The organism is Cognataquiflexum rubidum (assembly GCF_022538115.1).
Lineage (GTDB): Bacteria > Bacteroidota > Bacteroidia > Cytophagales > Cyclobacteriaceae > Cognataquiflexum > Cognataquiflexum rubidum.
In genome coordinates this window covers 358,751-375,436 of record NZ_JAKZAL010000002.1, presented here as the reverse complement: position 1 = coordinate 375,436, position 16,686 = coordinate 358,751, and the positions used below count along the sequence as shown (strand labels likewise).

Genomic DNA, 16,686 nt, shown 5'->3' with positions numbered 1-16,686 from the left:
TGGTATGTATATTAAAATTATCAGAAATCAATTTCAAATAAATCCGGTTTAATTTAATTTAGAGAAGTATATTTGAAATTACTTAAACGACTTTTCGAAATTCCTATTAGCATCTATGCAAAGATTCCATTCCATAATTTTAGTAGATGATGATCCTATCAACAACTTGATAAACAGAAGGTTGATTTCGAAATTAAAACTTACCCCCCACATTGAAGAATTTTTAGAGGCCGAACAGGCGATTGAAAGGATCGGGAAGATGGATGTAGCGGAGAATATTCTCATTTTCTTGGATATCAACATGCCGGTCATGAACGGTTGGGATTTTCTTAACCAATACATGAAGGAATTTAAACTGAGGAAAGACAGGATTATCGTCCTTTCAAGTTCCATTGATTTTCAGGACCGCCAAAAAGCCAAAGAGTATGCCTGCGTGGAAGGATTCATTGAAAAGCCTCTTTCTCCCGAAAAAATCAAATATATTTTATGATCAGTACGGTCAAATCCCGATCAAATGAATCCAGTATGGAGATTTATGAATTTGGAGATGGTATTTTAAAGAAGCACCATATTACCACTTCAGAGGAGATAAAACCGTTTTTGGAAATCAACCATAAATTTTGGCTTAACCTCTATGGCCTCGAAAATGAATCTTTGCTTAAAGAAATAAGCGAAATTTTTGATATTCATCACTTGACACTTGAGGATATCAAAAACACCTCCCAAAGACCAAAGTTTGAAGAATTTGAAGAAAATATCTTTGTGGTGTGCAAAATGATTTATTCCAAAAACAAATCGCGTGAACCCATCACGGAACAGGTAAGTATACTTTTTGGAAAAAACTACATCATCTCTATACAGGAAAATCCTTTTGATATTTTTGACCCTATCAGGTCACGATTGGAAAACCCAACCGGCAAAATGCGGAAAATGGGTACTGATTATTTTGCCTATACCTTGCTTGATGCCATCGTGGACAAGTACTTTGATTGCTTGGAACTGGCTGTTGAGAGAATCGAAGATATGGAAGACAGCATCATCAGTCAGTCGAAGAAAACCAAACTGCCTGAAATCTTTCTCCAAAGAAAAACTATCCAACAGATCAAAAGAACTGTATGGCCGACCAGAGAACTATTGTCTGCCTGGAAAAAATCAGAAAATCCTTTGGTCAAAAAGAAAACAACTCCATTTATCAATGATGTCTATGAACATGTCATAGAAATAATTGAAAACCTGGAAATCCAGAGGGAGTCTATTTCTGCCTTGGTAGAATTGTTCATGTCGAATTTGAGCCTCAAGCAAAATGAGGTCATGAAAACCCTGACCATTATTGCAACGATTTTTATTCCCCTGACTTTCATCGCCGGAGTATACGGCATGAACTTCGAGTTTATGCCGGAATTAGGCTGGAAATATGGCTATCTTTTGATTTGGATTTTCTTTTTGGGATCGACTTTGGCGATGGTGTACTATTTTAAAAGAAAAAAGTGGTTTTGATTTTTTACCTCCCGTACATCTGATTTTTTATAAAAACCTTTTAGAAAATTTGGCTTAAAATTCAAATTTAAGAACGCCGATCCGTCTCCATTTCCATTCCTTCATGCATGATTTCTGTGAAAAAGGAAATCTGATCTCAACCTACGTTCTGACCTAAAGGAATTTCACACAAAATCTTGAAGCCGTTTATTTACATAAATATTCCTTTTATTTTAATATTTTTTATTTATTTTTCAGTAGGAATCACCCGAAAAACACAAAAAACATTCCTCAATTAATGAAGTACGAATATAAGGCCATGAAATTTCGCCCAAAATTTCCCGCCTGATAATCGATTTGCCAAACACCCGTTTTTGATTATCTCAATTGAAATAAAATGAAAAAAATTTTACTGTTTTCAATTCTTTTTGTGGCAACCTTTTCCTCGGGTTTTGCCCAAATCACTTGGAATGGAAGCGTAAGTTCTGATTGGAACACCGCTGCCAACTGGACTCCGGCGAATGTTCCGAATACCAATGCTGAAGATGCCATTATCAACGGTGCGGGGACATTCCAGCCAACGCTTTCCGGCAACATTACCATGAGGGATTTGACCATGAGTGGTGGTACCCTAACCTTGGACGGAAATGTATTGACAGTCAGGAACAGTGCTATTACAGGCGGGACAATTGCAAACGGAGGACTTAGCGCCACTAATTTCAATTCAATTGCGAATGTGGTATTCAATGGGAATATAACTATAACCAAAACGGGAGGAGTAAATAATGACCTACCAGGCAACAACACTTTCAATGGTCCGACAATAATTACCAATACTGATAATGATAGGCTTCGCTTTGCAAATACGAATGGGGATACATTTAATGGTTCATTGATAGTAAATAAAAATGGGACAGGGAATATTGAAATGTCATTTAATGGGACCAACTCCATCAACAGCATCATTATTAACAATACCAGTGCCACTGGCCAAATAAATTTTGGTGCCGGCGGGGGTACATCAACGCTTGTTACCGGCGGATTGGCCACATCGGGATTTATCGGAACTTTGGTAGTCAATAACTTGACTCAAGCGATGAACGTCGCACACCCTCCTTTCACTTTAACATCATTTTCTGCTGCCAACAGTACCTTTTTGGGTGATTTTCAAGTCACTACAACGGGAGCTATCAATTTCAATGGCAACAATACCTTTGCCGGAAACAATACATTTATTGCAGGAAATGGAATGAACATGCTGACCGGCAATAACTCATTCAGCAATCCCGGGGGAACCACCAACTTTACACGAAATGCCGGCGGGAACTCTACTTGGGCTGGAGGAAATACTTTCGGCAATCTTAACTTTACAGATAATGCCCCTGGATTTTTCTACTGGAATGGTGGTAATACTTTTAATGGTGATTTGTTCATTACCAACAATACCAACTCCAACTTTAGAATGGCATCAGTGACAGGAGACACCTATAATGGATTTGCCACCTTTCAGAACAATGGAACAGCATTTATGGATATTTCCTACAATGGTACCAATACTTTTGCTCAACAGGTTACTATAAACAATTCTTCTCCAGGGGGAGAGGTAAGAATTGGTGAAGTAGGAGGAACTTCGGTGCTGCAAACAGGAGGTTTGGTTACCACAGGGTTTGCAGTTTGCAATATTCTTGAAATCAATAATTTTACTCAATTGACGAATGCTCCAAACGGAAATTTCAATACGGTAACTTTTACTTCGGCAAACAATAACTTTTTGGGCGACTTTTCTGTGACTACCTCAGGTAACATGACTTTTACCAATGCCAATATTTTTGAGGGGAATAATTCTTTTATTTCAGCGGGTCAAATTACCATGACTGCTGGCGGAAATACTTTTAGCTCACCCATCAATGCCACCACCATGATCAGAAATGGTGGCGGAGGGATAACCTGGGGTCCGGGTAATACTTTCGGAAACCTTTCTTTAACTGACAATTCCGCGAATGCCCTTACCATGCAAGGCGGAAATACCTTTAATGGAAATACTTTGATTACCAATAATTCAAATACCAATTTAAGGTTTGCGAATACCATAGGAGACACTTTTAATGGACCGGTAACTTTCCAAAACAATGGAACCGCCTACATGGACATCGCATACAGGGGAGCAAATACTTTTGCCCAAGAAATAACAATAAATAATTCGGCTCCCGGTGGGGAGGTAAGATTCGGAGAATTAGGAGGTACTTCGGTACTTCAAACAGGAGGATTGGTAACCGCAGATTTCGCAGCTTCAAACGTACTAGAAATCAATAATTTCACCCAATTGACCAATGCTCCAAACGGCCCTGTATTCAATACCGTAACATTTACCTCAGCCAACAGCTCGTTTTTAGGGGATTTTGCGGTCAATACAACCGGAACTGGAACTATGACCTTTACCGGCTCCAACCGGTATGACGGAACGAATATTTTCAATGCCAATGCCCGGATTGTAATGAGTGGTTCAAATTTTTTCAGCACTGTTCCCGGCAATAATTCAACTTTTGTAAAAGGTCCGGCATCAAACACAGATGATGCATGGTTTGGCGGAAACACTTTCGGCCCTGTGCATATTACCAATAACTCCGCAGGCGGGCTTTTAAGATTGGCAAATACAAACGGCGATACTTTCCTAGGTACAAGTACTTTTATAAATAATGGACCGGATATTTTTGATATCGCATACAATGGCAATTCCACTTTTGCAGATCAGATAACGATTGACAACAATGCAGCAGGAACAATGAGGTTTGGTGGGACCACAGCCCAAAACGGAACTTCAGTCCAGACCAATGGCGCCCTGACCACCACCAACTTCAATTCGGGGACCTTAAACGTCAGGAGGTTTACACAAGCCACTCCGGTTCCAAACAGCGTCTTTAACCCGGTGACTTTTGAATCACAAAACAGTAGCTTTCAGGGAGATTTCACAGTCAATGCGACTACCATCACTTTCCTAGGGGCAAATACATTTGCAAGAAACAACTCTTTCATTTCCGCAGGTCAGATGAATATGGCTACAGGAGGCAACCTATTTAGCAATCCGGGCAACACTACTATTTTGACAAGGAATGGAGGAGCAAATGTGACTTGGGGTCCAGGAAATACATTTGGAACTTTATTTTTGACTGACAATTCACCTAACAATCTTGTCCTTCAGGGAGGAAACACCTTTGGACCTGCGACCATAGTCAATAACTCCAACAATTTATTGAGACTAGCAAATACTCTTGGAGACACCTTTGCAGGTACCAGTACATTTATAAACAATGGAACAAATACCTTCGAAATCGCAAGAGCAGGCACCAATTTGTTTGGAGACAATGTCACGATCAATAACCTCAATGCAGGAGGTACAATGAATTTTGGCATCAACGGAGGAACAAGCACGTTGGTCTCAGGCGGATTGTTGACGACAGATTATACTGTAGGAAATACTTTGACCGTAAATAATTTTTCGCAACTTTCCTCTGCTCCGAATGGGGATTTTTCGATGAATACCTTTTCTGCTTCAGCTAGTACCTTCAATGGAGATATTGGGATAACAACCCTTTCAGGTGCCATTACATTACAAAATGGAAGCGTATTTGCAGGAGATGATACTTTCAACTCCGCAGGTTTGATTTCAATTTTGAACAACAGCTCATTTCCCGGAAATGATACTTTTACCGCAGCCACCTCCATCGCCATTTCTAACACCAATGCCTTTTCAGGAACAAATACCTTCACCGCAGGCACCACTATGCTGATTGCCGGTAACAATACGGTAGCCGGAAATAACACCTTCTCAACAGGAACCGGTGGAATCACCATTGATAATGGCAATGCATTCCCGGATAACAACACCTTTACTGCATTCACCGGTATTCAACTCAACAACGGTGGAAACAGCTTCAGTACCAATCCGGGAACATTGACTACCATGATCAAAAATGGAACTACAACCAATGATTGGATGGGTGGAAATACCTTTGGGGATTTCACTTTGGTCAATAATGGAACAGGAAGAATAAGGACTGCAAGTCCAGCTGTGGGAGTGGGAGACACATTTCTTGGCGATGTGACTTTTGCCAAAAATTCAACGGGAGCCATCGAACCTGCCTTTAACAACGTCAGTACTTTTGCCGGGGATATTTCAACAGCGCTTTCCAATACTGTATTGACATTTGGTCTCGGTACAGGAACGGTGGAAATCAATGGAAGCACTGCACAAAATCTTCTGACAGATGGAACCTTAATCCCAGTTTTAAGAAGGGTAAGGATGAATGGAACAGGAACTCTTGAATTATCTGACCCCATATCCATACCAATATCACTTGAACTCATCGGTGGAATCATCAATAACGATGAAAACCTTCTGACTTTTCCTTCCGGTTCTATTGTAACAGGAGGATCAAATGCCTCTCATGTCAACGGAAGAATACGTAAAGTGGGTAATACTGCCTTCACATACCCTTTTGGAAATGATGGGTTTTATGCTCCTCTCACAACCTCTGCATTGGGTGGAGCTGCCACCCAGCATTTTACGGGAAGATATTTCCATGTCAATCCAGATGACATTCCCTATGACAGGGAAAGCAAAGAACCCACTATCGGAATTGTCAACGAATGTGAATATTGGGAACTTGATAACACAAACTCCACTGCCATTCCTGTGCTGACCATGACTTGGTCATCGGATAGAACCTGCCCGATAGATGATTACAATGAATTTATGGTAACCCAATGGGATGGATCCCAATGGATAGATTTAGGTCAGGATGCGCTTTCAGGAAATGCCAGCACCGGAAGTGTCCGCAACCAAACGGCAGTTCCTGGTTTTTCCCCTGGTATATTTACTTTGTCCCAGTCGTTCAGAATCCTACCAATCGAGCTTCTCTCCTTTACTGCCGTGATAACTGAAGATGAAAAAATCAAAGTATCCTGGTCTACGGCGATGGAAAAAAACAATGCGTTTTTCACCTTGGAGAAGTCTCTGGATGGAAGCACTTGGTCCCCGATCGGTATTATTCCAGGCGCGGGAGATTCTGATATTATTTTGTTCTATGACTTTATCGACGAAAGTCCGGTTTTTGGTAGACAATTTTACAGATTGACACAGACGGATTATGACGGAACCAGTGAGACCTTCAAAGTCGTGGGTGTCACCTTGCAGACAAACAAGGAAACTATTGAATACAAAGTATATCCAAACCCTTCTACCGGCATTGTGAAAGTCCTTTCCCAAAACACAAACATGGAGGAAGCCGAAATCATGGTGCTGGATAATCAGGGTCAAATAGTAAGAACAGTAAAAGGCATTTCCGGAAGGCTTGTGGAAATGGATTTATCTTCACTTCCAAAAGGATTGTACCTAATCAAAATCAAGAATAACTACCATTGGGAAACCAAAAAGGTGGTGATTAATTAAAAAATCTTTTTTTCATGTTTATTGACTAAATCCTGCCTATTAGGGCAGGATTTTTTGTTTTGACGACATTCGCATACTTTCTTTTGAAAACAGTCAACATAAAGGCTAATATTGTAACATAATGGCAACAGCACATAGGTTATGTTACAAAAACCCAAAATCCTTGTAATCAAAATCGGATCCAACGTCCTGACAAAAGATGGCGGTCATCCTGATAGGGAAAGGATGGATGCCTTGGTGACGCAGATTGCCTCCTTAAAATCTGAAGGCATCAAAGTGCTGTTGGTTTCATCGGGCGCTGTGGCTTTTGGAAGAGGGGAAATCGCCCTGCCTGAAAAAACAGACCCCATATTGAAAAAACAGATATGGGCATCAAACGGGCAGATTGAACTGATCAATACCTACAAAGGACTATTTAAAAAGCATGATATTACCATTTCCCAGATCTTGGTAACCAAGGAGGATTTTAGGGATCGGAAGCATTATCTGAACATGAGAAATTGCCTCCTCGGCCTGATTTCACAAGGAATAGTTCCGGTGATCAATGAAAATGATACAGTGGCCATCACCGAGTTGATGTTTACCGACAATGATGAATTGGCCTCCCTGACCGCTGCCATGGTGAATGCCGACAGCATGGTTTTACTTACCAATGTAGACGGAATATTTGATGGAAACCCATCCCTTCCGGAGTCCAAACTGATCCATTTAATTGGAAACAAATTACCAGACCTTGGTGAGGTTATAAGCCCTGTCAAATCCTCTTTTGGGCGCGGAGGAATGCTCACCAAGACCAGTATGGCCAAAAAAGCAGCAGAATTGGGGATTCAGGTTTGGATTGCAAATGGAAAGAAAGAAAACATCCTGTTGGATATTTTCAACCAAAAAGCACCCTCCACCTTCTTCGAACCCAATCCGAGAAAACATAGCCCTAAAAAATGGCTGGCACATGGAGACCAATATTTCAAAGGCGAGGTGGTGATCAATGAAGGCGCAAGCATTGCCTTGACTTCGAATAAGATCAGCAGCCTTTTGCCGATAGGGGTTATTTCCGTCAAAGGGGATTTCTCTAAGGGAGATATCATCCGGATTACCGATGAAAAAGGCGCAAAAATCGGACTTGGCAAAGCAGAATACCCCTCCCCTCTTGTTCAGGAAAAAATCGGTCAGAAAAACCAAAAACCTTTTATCCATTACGATTACCTCTATCTGTTTCAAAATGGCTGATTATAACCTCATTTTCAAAAAAGTCAAATCGGCATCCAGAAAACTGATGGCTGTAGATGAAACTGCCATTCAAAATGCATTGTCTTCTTTGGTTCGGATTAGCCTAGCTCAAATACCATTCATTTTGGCAGAGAACGCCAAAGACTTGGCACTGATGGACACCAATGATCCCAAATACGACAGATTAAAACTCACGGAAGAAAGGATTAAAGCCATTTGTGAAGAATTGACCCAGATCAAAAATCTTCCGTCCCCTCTTGACAAAATTATTGAAGAAAAAATCCTTCCCAACAGGTTGAGCCTCAAAAAAATCACCGTCCCGCTTGGGGTGTTGGGGGTGATTTATGAAGCAAGGCCAAATGTGACTTTCGATGTTTTTGCCCTAGCGCTCAAATCGGGAAACGGCCTAATCCTCAAAGGGGGCTCAGATGCTGACCATTCCAATCGGGCAATTATGTCCCTTATCCATCGCGCCTTGGAAGAAAACGGATTGCCAACAGAGGCTTTTCAACTCCTTCCTCCGGATCGGGGGGCCACCAAAGCATTACTTGAAGCGGTAGATTTTGTGGATGTGATTATCCCGAGAGGTAGTCAGGGATTGATTGATTTTGTGAGACAAAATTCAAAAGTTCCAGTCATCGAGACCGGGGCAGGGATTGTACATACTTATTTTGATGAATCGGCAGATCTAGAAAAAGGAAAGGCTATCATCTTCAATTCCAAAACCCGACGTCCCAGTGTCTGCAACAGTTTGGATTGTCTGATTATCCACCGGGACAGGCTAACTGATTTGCCTGAATTGGTTGAAAAACTTCTATCTGCAGGAGTGACCATTTTTGCAGATCAAGCTTCATTTCCTTGGATATCCAACCATCCTTTGGTAGAAAAAGCGCGTGAAGAACATTTTGGAACAGAGTTTTTATCCCTGAAAATGTCCATCAAAACAGTCTCAAATCTGGAAGAAGCCATGGACCACATCGCACAATACAGCTCCAAACATAGTGAAGCCATTATTTCCGAAAACCCAACCAACATCGATCTATTTCTCAAATCCGTCGATGCAGCGGCTGTCTATGCCAATGCCTCTACCGCATTTACAGATGGTAACCAGTTTGGACTCGGGGCGGAGATTGGGATCAGCACACAAAAACTTCACGCCAGAGGACCAATGGCCCTCAATGAACTGTGCAGCTACAAGTGGGTAATCAAAGGTGATGGACAAATACGCGAATAATACGCTGATTGTATCTTCAAAAGCCAACTTTCAAAAAGCATAACCGACCGAAATCTGAGGCCAAAAGGGTCTGAATTCCCCTTTTCTAAACATCGGCGTGATCCCGGCTCTGAATAAAAGCCCACCATCGACAGGCTGATACCGATATCCCAAACTCATGTTACCGGACCATCCCTCCCATTTGGCTATTTCGGGGCTGCCAATAACGCCACTCCCATTTTTGTAATCAGCAACCAAATAATTTGCCCCCACTCCCATTTCAAAATAATGCCCTTCTTTTCCGCGTAAATAATTGACCAAAAAAGGGAAAGTAGAATAATGGTCCCCATCTATTCCTATGTATCCGAATCCCACTTTTCCTCCCAATCCATCGACTTTCTTTGAAAACCGGGTGTCATAATTTACAGAGTAGAAGAGACCGTTTCCGAAAAACTCCACAAAAACACCATGATTACTTCCATCCTTTTCTTCCTGTCCAAAAGAAATCCGGGAAAAAAACATAGATAAAGAAATCATTGCGATGGTCAGGGATATTTTCATGTCAGTAAAATCTAAAGTAAAACAGGATTAAGGCCAATGACTATCTCAAAGTTACCAATTTATTGGCGCGGATTAAACCAAAGCAAACTTTACCAACTCCTCCAAAGGAATATAATCCAATGTTTTTTCGTGGGTTGCCTCCAAAATCACGAACGGTGCGGCTCCAGCCTTGTACGCCTCCATCCATCTGCTGGCACATAGACACCACTTGTCACCGGGCTTGAGGCCGGGAAAAGCATATTCAGGTCTTGGGGTTATGAGGTCATTTCCTCTTTTATAGCTGAAAACCAAAAATTCTTCCGTCATCACCGCACAAACTGTATGCGTACCAAGGTCATCAGGCCCGGTTTCACAGCAGCCATTTCGATAATACCCGGTCTTGGGTTCATTGCTACAAACAGCCAAAACCTCTCCAAAAACGTTATTTGCCATAACTCTTATTTTTTGTGAAAATATAAGCCCAAAAAACCAATATCGGGTGAATAACCAAGAGTCTTATCCAGGCAATCCATTCCGGGACACAAAGCCCACCATCCACACAACTGCCGATTTGAATAAAATAGATATGGGAGGGGATAAATAAAATCAACAAGACCACAATTCCCCATGCGGCTACTTTGGAGAATTTTTCCCCAAAAACTCCCAGGCCCAGAAGTATTTCCATTATCCCTGAAATCGTATTGATCCATATTGGATACGGCAAATAGTCCGGAATCAAAGGAAGATAAAACTCAGGATTCAAAAAATGGTTGAAACCGGCGATTACAAAGAATAACCCCAACAAGTATCTTAACAATATTTTTACCATGATTTTAAAATTGAAATATCCATTGAAATCAAAATACTGTTTTATGCAATTCCCAGACTAATCAAAAATAAAGCCTTTGGTTAAAAAGTTGGTTGATAACAAAAAGCTAATTCTTAATTTACTTTTTGGAATTTAAATCGGTTTAATTTTACACGGTTAAAAATTAAGCTAATCATTTATCAAAACCCATATATCAACATGAAAAGACGCGATTTCTTCAAAAACGGCATTTTGACCACCATCGGTCTGGGTGCACTCACCTCATTCCCTACTTTAGCGTCTTCTCCAAAACCCAAATTGGGACAGGCCAAAAATATCATTTTTTTGGTCAGTGACGGCATGAGTTCAGGCACACTCAATATGGCAGACATCCTTTTGAAAAACAAAGAAGGAAGATCTTCCAATTGGATAGACCTTTACGAGAAAAACATGGTCAAAAGAGCCTTGATGGATACAGCGTCTGCCAATTCATTCATCACCGATTCTGCTGCTGCCGGCTCTGCTTGGGGTGGCGGCATGCGTGTCAAAAACGGCGCACTCAATGTCGGCCCAAATGGAGAAAGACCCATTCCAATCCTTCAGAAATTCAAATCTATGGGAAAATCAGTTGGCTGTGTGACGACTGTTCAGATTACCCATGCGACTCCGGCATCTTTTTGTGTCAATAATGGCAGCAGAAATGCCATGCCTGAAATAGCCGAAGAATACCTCAAGCTAAGGTTTGACGTGATGATGGGAGGCGGTGCTGAGTTTTTTTCTGCTGAAGGAAGACAGGACAAAAGGGACCTGTTCGATGCTTACAAACAGACGGGCTTTGAAGTAGCAAGAAACAAAAGAGAGATGATGCAGGCTGATGGAAGTAAACCGATCATGGCGGTTTTTACCGATGACGGATTGCCTTACGCAGTGGATAGAGAAAACAATGAAAAGCTAAAAAATGAAATCCCCTCCCTTGCCGAAATGACCAAAAAAGCCATTGAGGTTATGAGCAAAAACCAAAAAGGCTTTGTCATGCAAGTGGAAGGCGGAAAAGTCGATTGGGCTGCCCACGGCAATGACGCTGCCGCACTACTCTACGATCAGGTGGATTTTGACAATGCTGTGGCCGTCGCTATGGACTTTGCGACAAAAGACAAAGAAACGCTCGTGGTCATCACCACCGACCATGGCAACAGCAATCCGGGACTATTTTACAGCAATCAGGCCAATAAAAACTTCGAAAGGTTATTTGACACCAAAGCCTCTAACCAATGGATTTTGAATCAGATCACGCCGGAGTACACTTCCGCACAGGTAATCGACCTGATCGTCAGCCATCAGAAAATCACCTTAAAAACGGAGGAAGCCGAAACTATCTTAAAAAGTTACCAAAGAAGTGCGGACGGTATGTACAATCCACGAAATCTTCCTTTTATGCCCTTGGCGTCCATGCAGGCTCCACACACTTCGATACAGTGGGCCGGCAGCAACCACTCCGCTGACCATGTCGAATTGGCCATGTTTGGTCCGGGATCGGAGAATTTGGTAGGATTTGTCAAAAACTATGAACTCCACAACTTCATGTTACAGGCCTGCGGAGCTGACAAATCACTTTTTGTATAAAAAAACGTAGCCATCCCGATTCGACAAAATCGGGATGGCTACGTTTTATAAAATCTTTGATTATACTTTAGAATACTTTGGGTCAAATTTCAGCTTCCCGACTCCGTATAAATACAAAATCTTGGAATACCTCAACATCACAGGTAGCAGAAGTAAATTAGTAACCACAACTGTAACTCCATAAACCCACATTTCAGGATCGTTGAAAACAAAATTCAGTACGATGAGAACGTTTATGACCAAGGCGACCGAGAAAGCATAACTGATGTACATAGCGCCATAAAAAAAATCAGGCTCCGGTGTCAAAACCGCATCACAATGAGGACATTTGTGGTACACGTCGGTTAATTTGTGGTAACTGAAAATAGACGTCGGAAAAATATTCCCTTCCCTGCATCTTGGACACTTTCCCTGAAGAATAGCTGTACCGAGACTTTTTTCTTTCATAATTTATTTGAATTAACAAATACAAATATAGCCAAAATAGGGCTATAAAGGGTGATCAAAATCACTTTGTGGATTTAGAAAAGTCAATTAAACATGAATAAATACGCCATTTCTTTTAAATTTGCGACATGTTTGGAAGATTAAGAAAAAAAGCGATCATAAAATATATCACTTATATTTTGTTGGTGAACTTTATCAACCTGACAGCCAATTTTTATCAGGTTTCTTCTCTTGACAATACGCTATTGAAGAATGAAGATCCTTACGATTCTCTTTCAGAATTGGTACTGGAATATTTTTTGGAAATGGATGAAGACACTGTACCCGATACAGAATTGCCTGAGGACAAAAGAAAAATGCCGGATATCAAAAACTTTATCGGGCTAGATACTTTTCAATTTGTAAGACAAGAGTCGTTTTGCATTGTTTCAGTCAGCAGATTTTATCATAACATTTATGAAAACATATCTTTAGGAAAAATATCCCCTCCGCCCAAATTCCATTTTTTTTAATTCAGCCCTTCATTTAATTCCCTTTTAAATACCACTTACAGGTTTTTAAAAGGTCACTATCCATTACAATCAATCATTGAATTCTAAAATGAAAAAAATATATTTCATTGCGATACTCCTATTATGGAGTGTCCAATACTCCTATTCGCAAGAAGTAAAATCTGATAGTGTAAAACTGGAAAGATCAATCCTAGACAGTTTGTATTTGGCAGAAACAGAGGAAGCAAAACCTACCGAAAAAGCAAAAGTCCTCCATGCCGAACCTTTGTATATAGACTTGATCCGTGATCTTGGAGCGAGAAAAGGTGAAAAAGAATGGAACATCGGGATGGGAATGACGGACAAAAGAGGCTTTGACGAATTTGAGGCTTTGATAGAATACGAATGGGCACCGATAGACAGACTTGGGCTTGAAGTGGAACTACCCATCACAATATATTCAGGAAGGGGTCAGCTTCCAACCACATTAGAGCGCCCTTCAAATAGGTTGGAATCTCTGAAAGTGGCCGGGCAGTGGTCTTTCCTTGTATCGGAAAAAGCCAAAACCTCTCTTGCCTTGGGTTATATCCATGAATTTGAATTGGCCGATCTCAATCAATGGGGTAATGAAAGGCTATACAGAGGGAATGTTTTCAATCCATTTTTGGTGGCTGCCAAAAGATGGGGAAGAAACTTCCATACCTTGATCTATACCGGGCCAAAAATCATCAGAGAATTTGACCAAGCTACAGAAACAGTTTTCGATATCAATACCAGTATCCACTATATGATCTCAGGGACAAGAAATTTTCTTGGTATTGAAGTCAATAAAGAAATTCAGGATGGTAAATTTTCTGCTGTACTCCGCCCTCAAATGCGCATTGGAGTTGCAGATAATTTATTGATAGGAATAGTATCAGGAATTCCCATCAATAGAGAAACGCAAGGCTTGAGCTCATTTTTGAGAATCATCTATGAACCGGGACACAAACCTCACCGATGAAAAAAGCCTTTGGGATATCCCAAAGGCTTTTTTTTGATTTTTGTATGTACCCTTTGTTACCACTCACCATTTAAAATCTTGAATGAGGTACAATTGTAGAGGCTCTGGACTGTCGACTGTGGTCAGATTTTCTTATCCCTCCCACCATTCGTCAAGCTCATAATCTTTGCCCTTACCCCATCTCAGCAATTCCTCGATGGTATAAACCTCTGTGGTATCCATATCCTTGACTTTGAAATTATCCCCTGACAAACGGGCCAAAATCTCCAATTTTCTTTTTTCGCCCATATTCGAAAAAGAATAAACCCTTCCTACCCTGAGATTATCCAATGCAATGGCCATGACGCTTACTCTATTTGAAGGTTAGTGATTTTTTTGATCGGGCCTGGACAGTATTTTTCGTGGCAGGCTATACAATAATTGTAAACGATTTTGTACTTGGAGACTTTCAGTTCATACGGCCCAAGACCCAATTGCCTAAGTGATTCAAGGTATCCGATTGCCATTTGGTCAAATGTGGCATCCTTTACTTTTGGGTCGGTCGGCTTTGCTGTGAGTAACGCCTGATGTTTTTCAAGGTAAGATTTGATATTTTCCTTTTTCTCCAAAGATACCTTCATCTCCTCCATATCAAGATACATTTCCCGCATCAATAACGCCAAAGGTGCATCTTGTTTGGGTTGTGTAACAGGAACAGGTTTTACTTGTTCTTTCTCCTTTTCCTTGCAGGAAAAAAGAGAAACCGCCAAAAGAATGAATAAAAAATACTTTTTAAGCATTCTCCCTGATAATGACTCCCACAGCCTCAAAAGCATATTCTTGTTTTGACTCAGTAATCTTTTCGATTTCCTCTTTGGGTTTGCCTGCATCCTGTGCATAGTGTCTCAAAGTCTCCACATCAGTCACTTTCTTGGTGGCGACACCTTCGATGACCACAGGATATCCGCTCGAATTCAAAGGGACAAAAAACCCATAATCCTTGAAAGTCACGCGCATGCTTTGTCCGTTAGGTAAATCGATGGTCATCCAACATCCTTTTTTGGAGCAGACTTCTTTGATTTGACCGACAACTTTGCCTTGGAATTCGTCCTTAGATTCAAGTTCGGTTACCAATTCGGCCAAAGTCACCACACCTGAGTCATTGATATCTGCACCGAATTTTCCCGCGGCAGTTTCTGACTTTGCTTCCTCAGTGGCGGGCGCGGAAACTTCTGTTGCTTTTTGCTGACAAGAAAACCCTGCCAACACGATCATCAAAGTATAAATGAATGTCTTTTTCATAGTGAGTATTGTTTTCCCAAAACTAAATAGGAGGAAAATCTAATCCAATATTTAATTACAATCAATTACTTCAATTTTTCAGCGAACGCTTTTTTGAACTTCTCCATTTTTGGACGGATGACAAACTGGCAATAAGGTTGGCCTCCATTCTCTTTAAAATAATTCTGGTGGTAATCCTCCGCCACGTAGAAGTTGCTGAACGCGGTGATTTCTGTCACTATCGGCCTGCTGAAAGCGCCGGATTCATCCAATTTCTTTTTGAAAAACTCTGCTTTTTGCTTTTGATCTTCGGACTGATAAAATACGGCAGAGCGGTACTGTGGTCCGACATCAGCACCTTGTCTGTTGAGAGTGGTCGGATCGTGTGTGGCCCAAAAGATCTCCAAAACTTCCTCAAAGGAAATCTCCTTTGGATCAAAAACCACCTGGATGACTTCAGCATGACCGGTCGTACCGGAAGTTACCTGTCTGTAAGTAGGATTGTCCACATGGCCTCCACTGTATCCTGAAAGTACTTTTTTGACACCTATCAGGTCCTGATAAATTGCCTCTGTACACCAAAAGCAACCACCACCCAAAATGGCTACTTCAAGTCCTTCTTCTATTTTTATGGTTGTCTTTGGTAAATTTTGCATGGATTTTTCGTTTTTGTTAGGCGCTTGGGCACAGGCCATCGTCGCCAGAATGCTGAAGCAGAAAATAAAGGATAAGAATTTCATTTTTTTCGATTTTGATTCTTTAACACCATCCGGGCCGGTGAAGTTTAAAATTTGGCTTTGATTCTCACTTCTCCTTTTGGAATTCCTTCCATGGGAATAGGGAGGTGGTTTTGGGTCACCTCAATTTTGCCTGATTGGTAAAGCTTCATCATCTCAGTGGTAACCTCCTCCATGAAGTGGTACCAAGATTCAGGATAGATCCACTTGACCACTTCCGATGGACAAAAGCTCTCCCCCTTTTTCACTCTGCACATTTCCATGATGGCATCAGCCAAAATATGGGGGTGGTCAGAAGGGATGGAAATGCTCATAGTTACAAGATCCGGATTTTGGTTTTAAAAGTGCTTAAAAATCTGTCAGGATTAAATATTGATCAATCCGGCTAAAAAAACAACCTTTTCAATGTTGG

General features: G+C 41.1%; 17 protein-coding genes. 8 read left to right on the top strand and 9 right to left on the bottom strand.

From position 1 onward, the window contains the following. Positions 1-115: 115 nt before the first annotated feature. The 5 genes from MMU05_RS03835 (at position 116) to MMU05_RS03815 (ending at position 9,386) form a co-directional block, all read left to right on the top strand. Positions 116-490: a response regulator gene (locus MMU05_RS03835; RefSeq protein WP_241140345.1), complete on the top strand. Its 375-nt coding sequence runs from the start codon at positions 116-118 to the stop codon at positions 488-490. Then, a complete protein-coding gene (corA, locus tag MMU05_RS03830; RefSeq protein ID WP_241140344.1) occupies positions 487-1,497 on the top strand; it encodes a magnesium/cobalt transporter CorA in 1,011 nt (336 codons plus the stop codon). The genes MMU05_RS03835 and corA overlap by 4 nt, the downstream gene beginning before the upstream one ends. 376 nt (positions 1,498-1,873) lie before the next feature. Continuing rightward, complete coding sequence (locus tag MMU05_RS03825) at positions 1,874-6,925, top strand: T9SS type A sorting domain-containing protein (RefSeq protein ID WP_241140343.1); 5,052 nt, start codon at positions 1,874-1,876, stop codon at positions 6,923-6,925. Between the two features lie 141 nt (positions 6,926-7,066). Further along, complete coding sequence (proB, locus tag MMU05_RS03820; protein ID WP_241140342.1) at positions 7,067-8,152, top strand: glutamate 5-kinase; 1,086 nt, start codon at positions 7,067-7,069, stop codon at positions 8,150-8,152. After that, positions 8,145-9,386, top strand: a complete 1,242-nt coding sequence (locus tag MMU05_RS03815; RefSeq protein WP_241140341.1) for a glutamate-5-semialdehyde dehydrogenase — start codon at positions 8,145-8,147, stop codon at positions 9,384-9,386. The genes proB and MMU05_RS03815 overlap by 8 nt, the downstream gene beginning before the upstream one ends. A 30-nt stretch (positions 9,387-9,416) precedes the next feature. Here MMU05_RS03815 and MMU05_RS03810 read toward each other — a convergent pair whose 3' ends face one another. The 3 genes from MMU05_RS03810 to MMU05_RS03800 all read right to left on the bottom strand — a co-directional run bounded on the left by MMU05_RS03810 (position 9,417) and on the right by MMU05_RS03800 (position 10,734). After that, positions 9,417-9,926 (bottom strand): hypothetical protein, encoded by a 510-nt coding sequence (locus tag MMU05_RS03810; RefSeq protein ID WP_241140340.1) that lies wholly within the window; start codon positions 9,924-9,926, stop codon positions 9,417-9,419. Positions 9,927-9,998: 72 nt separating this feature from the next. After that, entirely contained in the window at positions 9,999-10,358 is a 360-nt protein-coding gene (locus MMU05_RS03805) for a DUF2237 family protein (RefSeq protein ID WP_241140339.1), read from the bottom strand. Beyond that, complete coding sequence (locus MMU05_RS03800; protein WP_241140338.1) at positions 10,348-10,734, bottom strand: DoxX family protein; 387 nt, start codon at positions 10,732-10,734, stop codon at positions 10,348-10,350. Before MMU05_RS03800 ends, MMU05_RS03805 begins: the two co-directional genes overlap by 11 nt. Positions 10,735-10,932: 198 nt before the next feature. On the opposite strand from MMU05_RS03800, the gene MMU05_RS03795 reads away from it, so the two are divergent. Then, the gene (locus MMU05_RS03795; protein ID WP_241140337.1) at positions 10,933-12,336 is read left to right on the top strand and encodes an alkaline phosphatase; all 1,404 of its coding nucleotides are present in this window, start codon (positions 10,933-10,935) and stop codon (positions 12,334-12,336) included. A 60-nt stretch (positions 12,337-12,396) separates the two neighbouring features. Here the strand turns inward: MMU05_RS03795 and MMU05_RS03790 are convergent, their stop codons facing one another. Beyond that, positions 12,397-12,783, bottom strand: coding sequence for a DUF983 domain-containing protein (locus tag MMU05_RS03790; RefSeq protein WP_241140336.1), 387 nt, complete (start codon positions 12,781-12,783; stop codon positions 12,397-12,399). A gap of 128 nt (positions 12,784-12,911) precedes the next feature. On the opposite strand from MMU05_RS03790, the gene MMU05_RS03785 reads away from it, so the two are divergent. Further along, on the top strand, positions 12,912-13,295 hold the full coding sequence (locus MMU05_RS03785; protein WP_241140335.1) for a hypothetical protein: 384 nt from the start codon (positions 12,912-12,914) through the stop codon (positions 13,293-13,295). Between the two features lie 88 nt (positions 13,296-13,383). Then, positions 13,384-14,277 carry an HAEPLYID family protein gene (locus tag MMU05_RS03780; protein WP_241140334.1) on the top strand — a complete coding sequence of 298 codons (894 nt, stop codon included), beginning with the start codon at positions 13,384-13,386 and terminating at the stop codon, positions 14,275-14,277. A 132-nt stretch (positions 14,278-14,409) separates the two neighbouring features. Here the strand turns inward: MMU05_RS03780 and MMU05_RS03775 are convergent, their stop codons facing one another. The 5 genes from MMU05_RS03775 to MMU05_RS03755 form a co-directional block, all read right to left on the bottom strand. Next, on the bottom strand, positions 14,410-14,619 hold the full coding sequence (locus MMU05_RS03775) for a hypothetical protein (RefSeq protein WP_241140333.1): 210 nt from the start codon (positions 14,617-14,619) through the stop codon (positions 14,410-14,412). A 5-nt stretch (positions 14,620-14,624) separates the two neighbouring features. Beyond that, on the bottom strand, positions 14,625-15,056 hold the full coding sequence (locus tag MMU05_RS03770; protein WP_241140332.1) for a hypothetical protein: 432 nt from the start codon (positions 15,054-15,056) through the stop codon (positions 14,625-14,627). Further along, positions 15,049-15,558 carry a DUF4920 domain-containing protein gene (locus tag MMU05_RS03765; RefSeq protein WP_241140331.1) on the bottom strand — a complete coding sequence of 170 codons (510 nt, stop codon included), beginning with the start codon at positions 15,556-15,558 and terminating at the stop codon, positions 15,049-15,051. Before MMU05_RS03765 ends, MMU05_RS03770 begins: the two co-directional genes overlap by 8 nt. 65 nt (positions 15,559-15,623) lie before the next feature. Next, positions 15,624-16,277 (bottom strand): peptide-methionine (S)-S-oxide reductase MsrA, encoded by a 654-nt coding sequence (gene msrA / locus MMU05_RS03760; RefSeq protein WP_241140330.1) that lies wholly within the window; start codon positions 16,275-16,277, stop codon positions 15,624-15,626. 44 nt (positions 16,278-16,321) lie between these two features. Continuing rightward, a complete protein-coding gene (locus MMU05_RS03755) occupies positions 16,322-16,588 on the bottom strand; it encodes a DUF3253 domain-containing protein (RefSeq protein ID WP_241140329.1) in 267 nt (88 codons plus the stop codon). Positions 16,589-16,686: the final 98 nt, after the last annotated feature.

Excerpts from the sequence above, each read along its gene's own strand:
- MMU05_RS03805 (WP_241140339.1), bottom strand. The coding sequence starts at position 10,358 with ATGGCAAATAACGTTTTTGGAGAGGTTTTGGCTGTTTGTAGCAATGAA.
- MMU05_RS03825 (WP_241140343.1), top strand. The coding sequence starts at position 1,874 with ATGAAAAAAATTTTACTGTTTTCAATTCTTTTTGTGGCAACCTTTTCC.
- MMU05_RS03795 (WP_241140337.1), top strand. The coding sequence starts at position 10,933 with ATGAAAAGACGCGATTTCTTCAAAAACGGCATTTTGACCACCATCGGT.
- MMU05_RS03785 (WP_241140335.1), top strand. The coding sequence starts at position 12,912 with ATGTTTGGAAGATTAAGAAAAAAAGCGATCATAAAATATATCACTTAT.
- MMU05_RS03790 (WP_241140336.1), bottom strand. The coding sequence starts at position 12,783 with ATGAAAGAAAAAAGTCTCGGTACAGCTATTCTTCAGGGAAAGTGTCCA.
- proB (WP_241140342.1), top strand. The coding sequence starts at position 7,067 with ATGTTACAAAAACCCAAAATCCTTGTAATCAAAATCGGATCCAACGTC.
- MMU05_RS03815 (WP_241140341.1), top strand. The coding sequence starts at position 8,145 with ATGGCTGATTATAACCTCATTTTCAAAAAAGTCAAATCGGCATCCAGA.
- MMU05_RS03765 (WP_241140331.1), bottom strand. The coding sequence starts at position 15,558 with ATGAAAAAGACATTCATTTATACTTTGATGATCGTGTTGGCAGGGTTT.
- msrA (WP_241140330.1), bottom strand. The coding sequence starts at position 16,277 with ATGAAATTCTTATCCTTTATTTTCTGCTTCAGCATTCTGGCGACGATG.
- MMU05_RS03755 (WP_241140329.1), bottom strand. The coding sequence starts at position 16,588 with ATGAGCATTTCCATCCCTTCTGACCACCCCCATATTTTGGCTGATGCC.
- MMU05_RS03780 (WP_241140334.1), top strand. The coding sequence starts at position 13,384 with ATGAAAAAAATATATTTCATTGCGATACTCCTATTATGGAGTGTCCAA.
- MMU05_RS03835 (WP_241140345.1), top strand. The coding sequence starts at position 116 with ATGCAAAGATTCCATTCCATAATTTTAGTAGATGATGATCCTATCAAC.
- corA (WP_241140344.1), top strand. The coding sequence starts at position 487 with ATGATCAGTACGGTCAAATCCCGATCAAATGAATCCAGTATGGAGATT.
- MMU05_RS03775 (WP_241140333.1), bottom strand. The coding sequence starts at position 14,619 with ATGGCCATTGCATTGGATAATCTCAGGGTAGGAAGGGTTTATTCTTTT.
- MMU05_RS03810 (WP_241140340.1), bottom strand. The coding sequence starts at position 9,926 with ATGAAAATATCCCTGACCATCGCAATGATTTCTTTATCTATGTTTTTT.
- MMU05_RS03800 (WP_241140338.1), bottom strand. The coding sequence starts at position 10,734 with ATGGTAAAAATATTGTTAAGATACTTGTTGGGGTTATTCTTTGTAATC.
- MMU05_RS03770 (WP_241140332.1), bottom strand. The coding sequence starts at position 15,056 with ATGCTTAAAAAGTATTTTTTATTCATTCTTTTGGCGGTTTCTCTTTTT.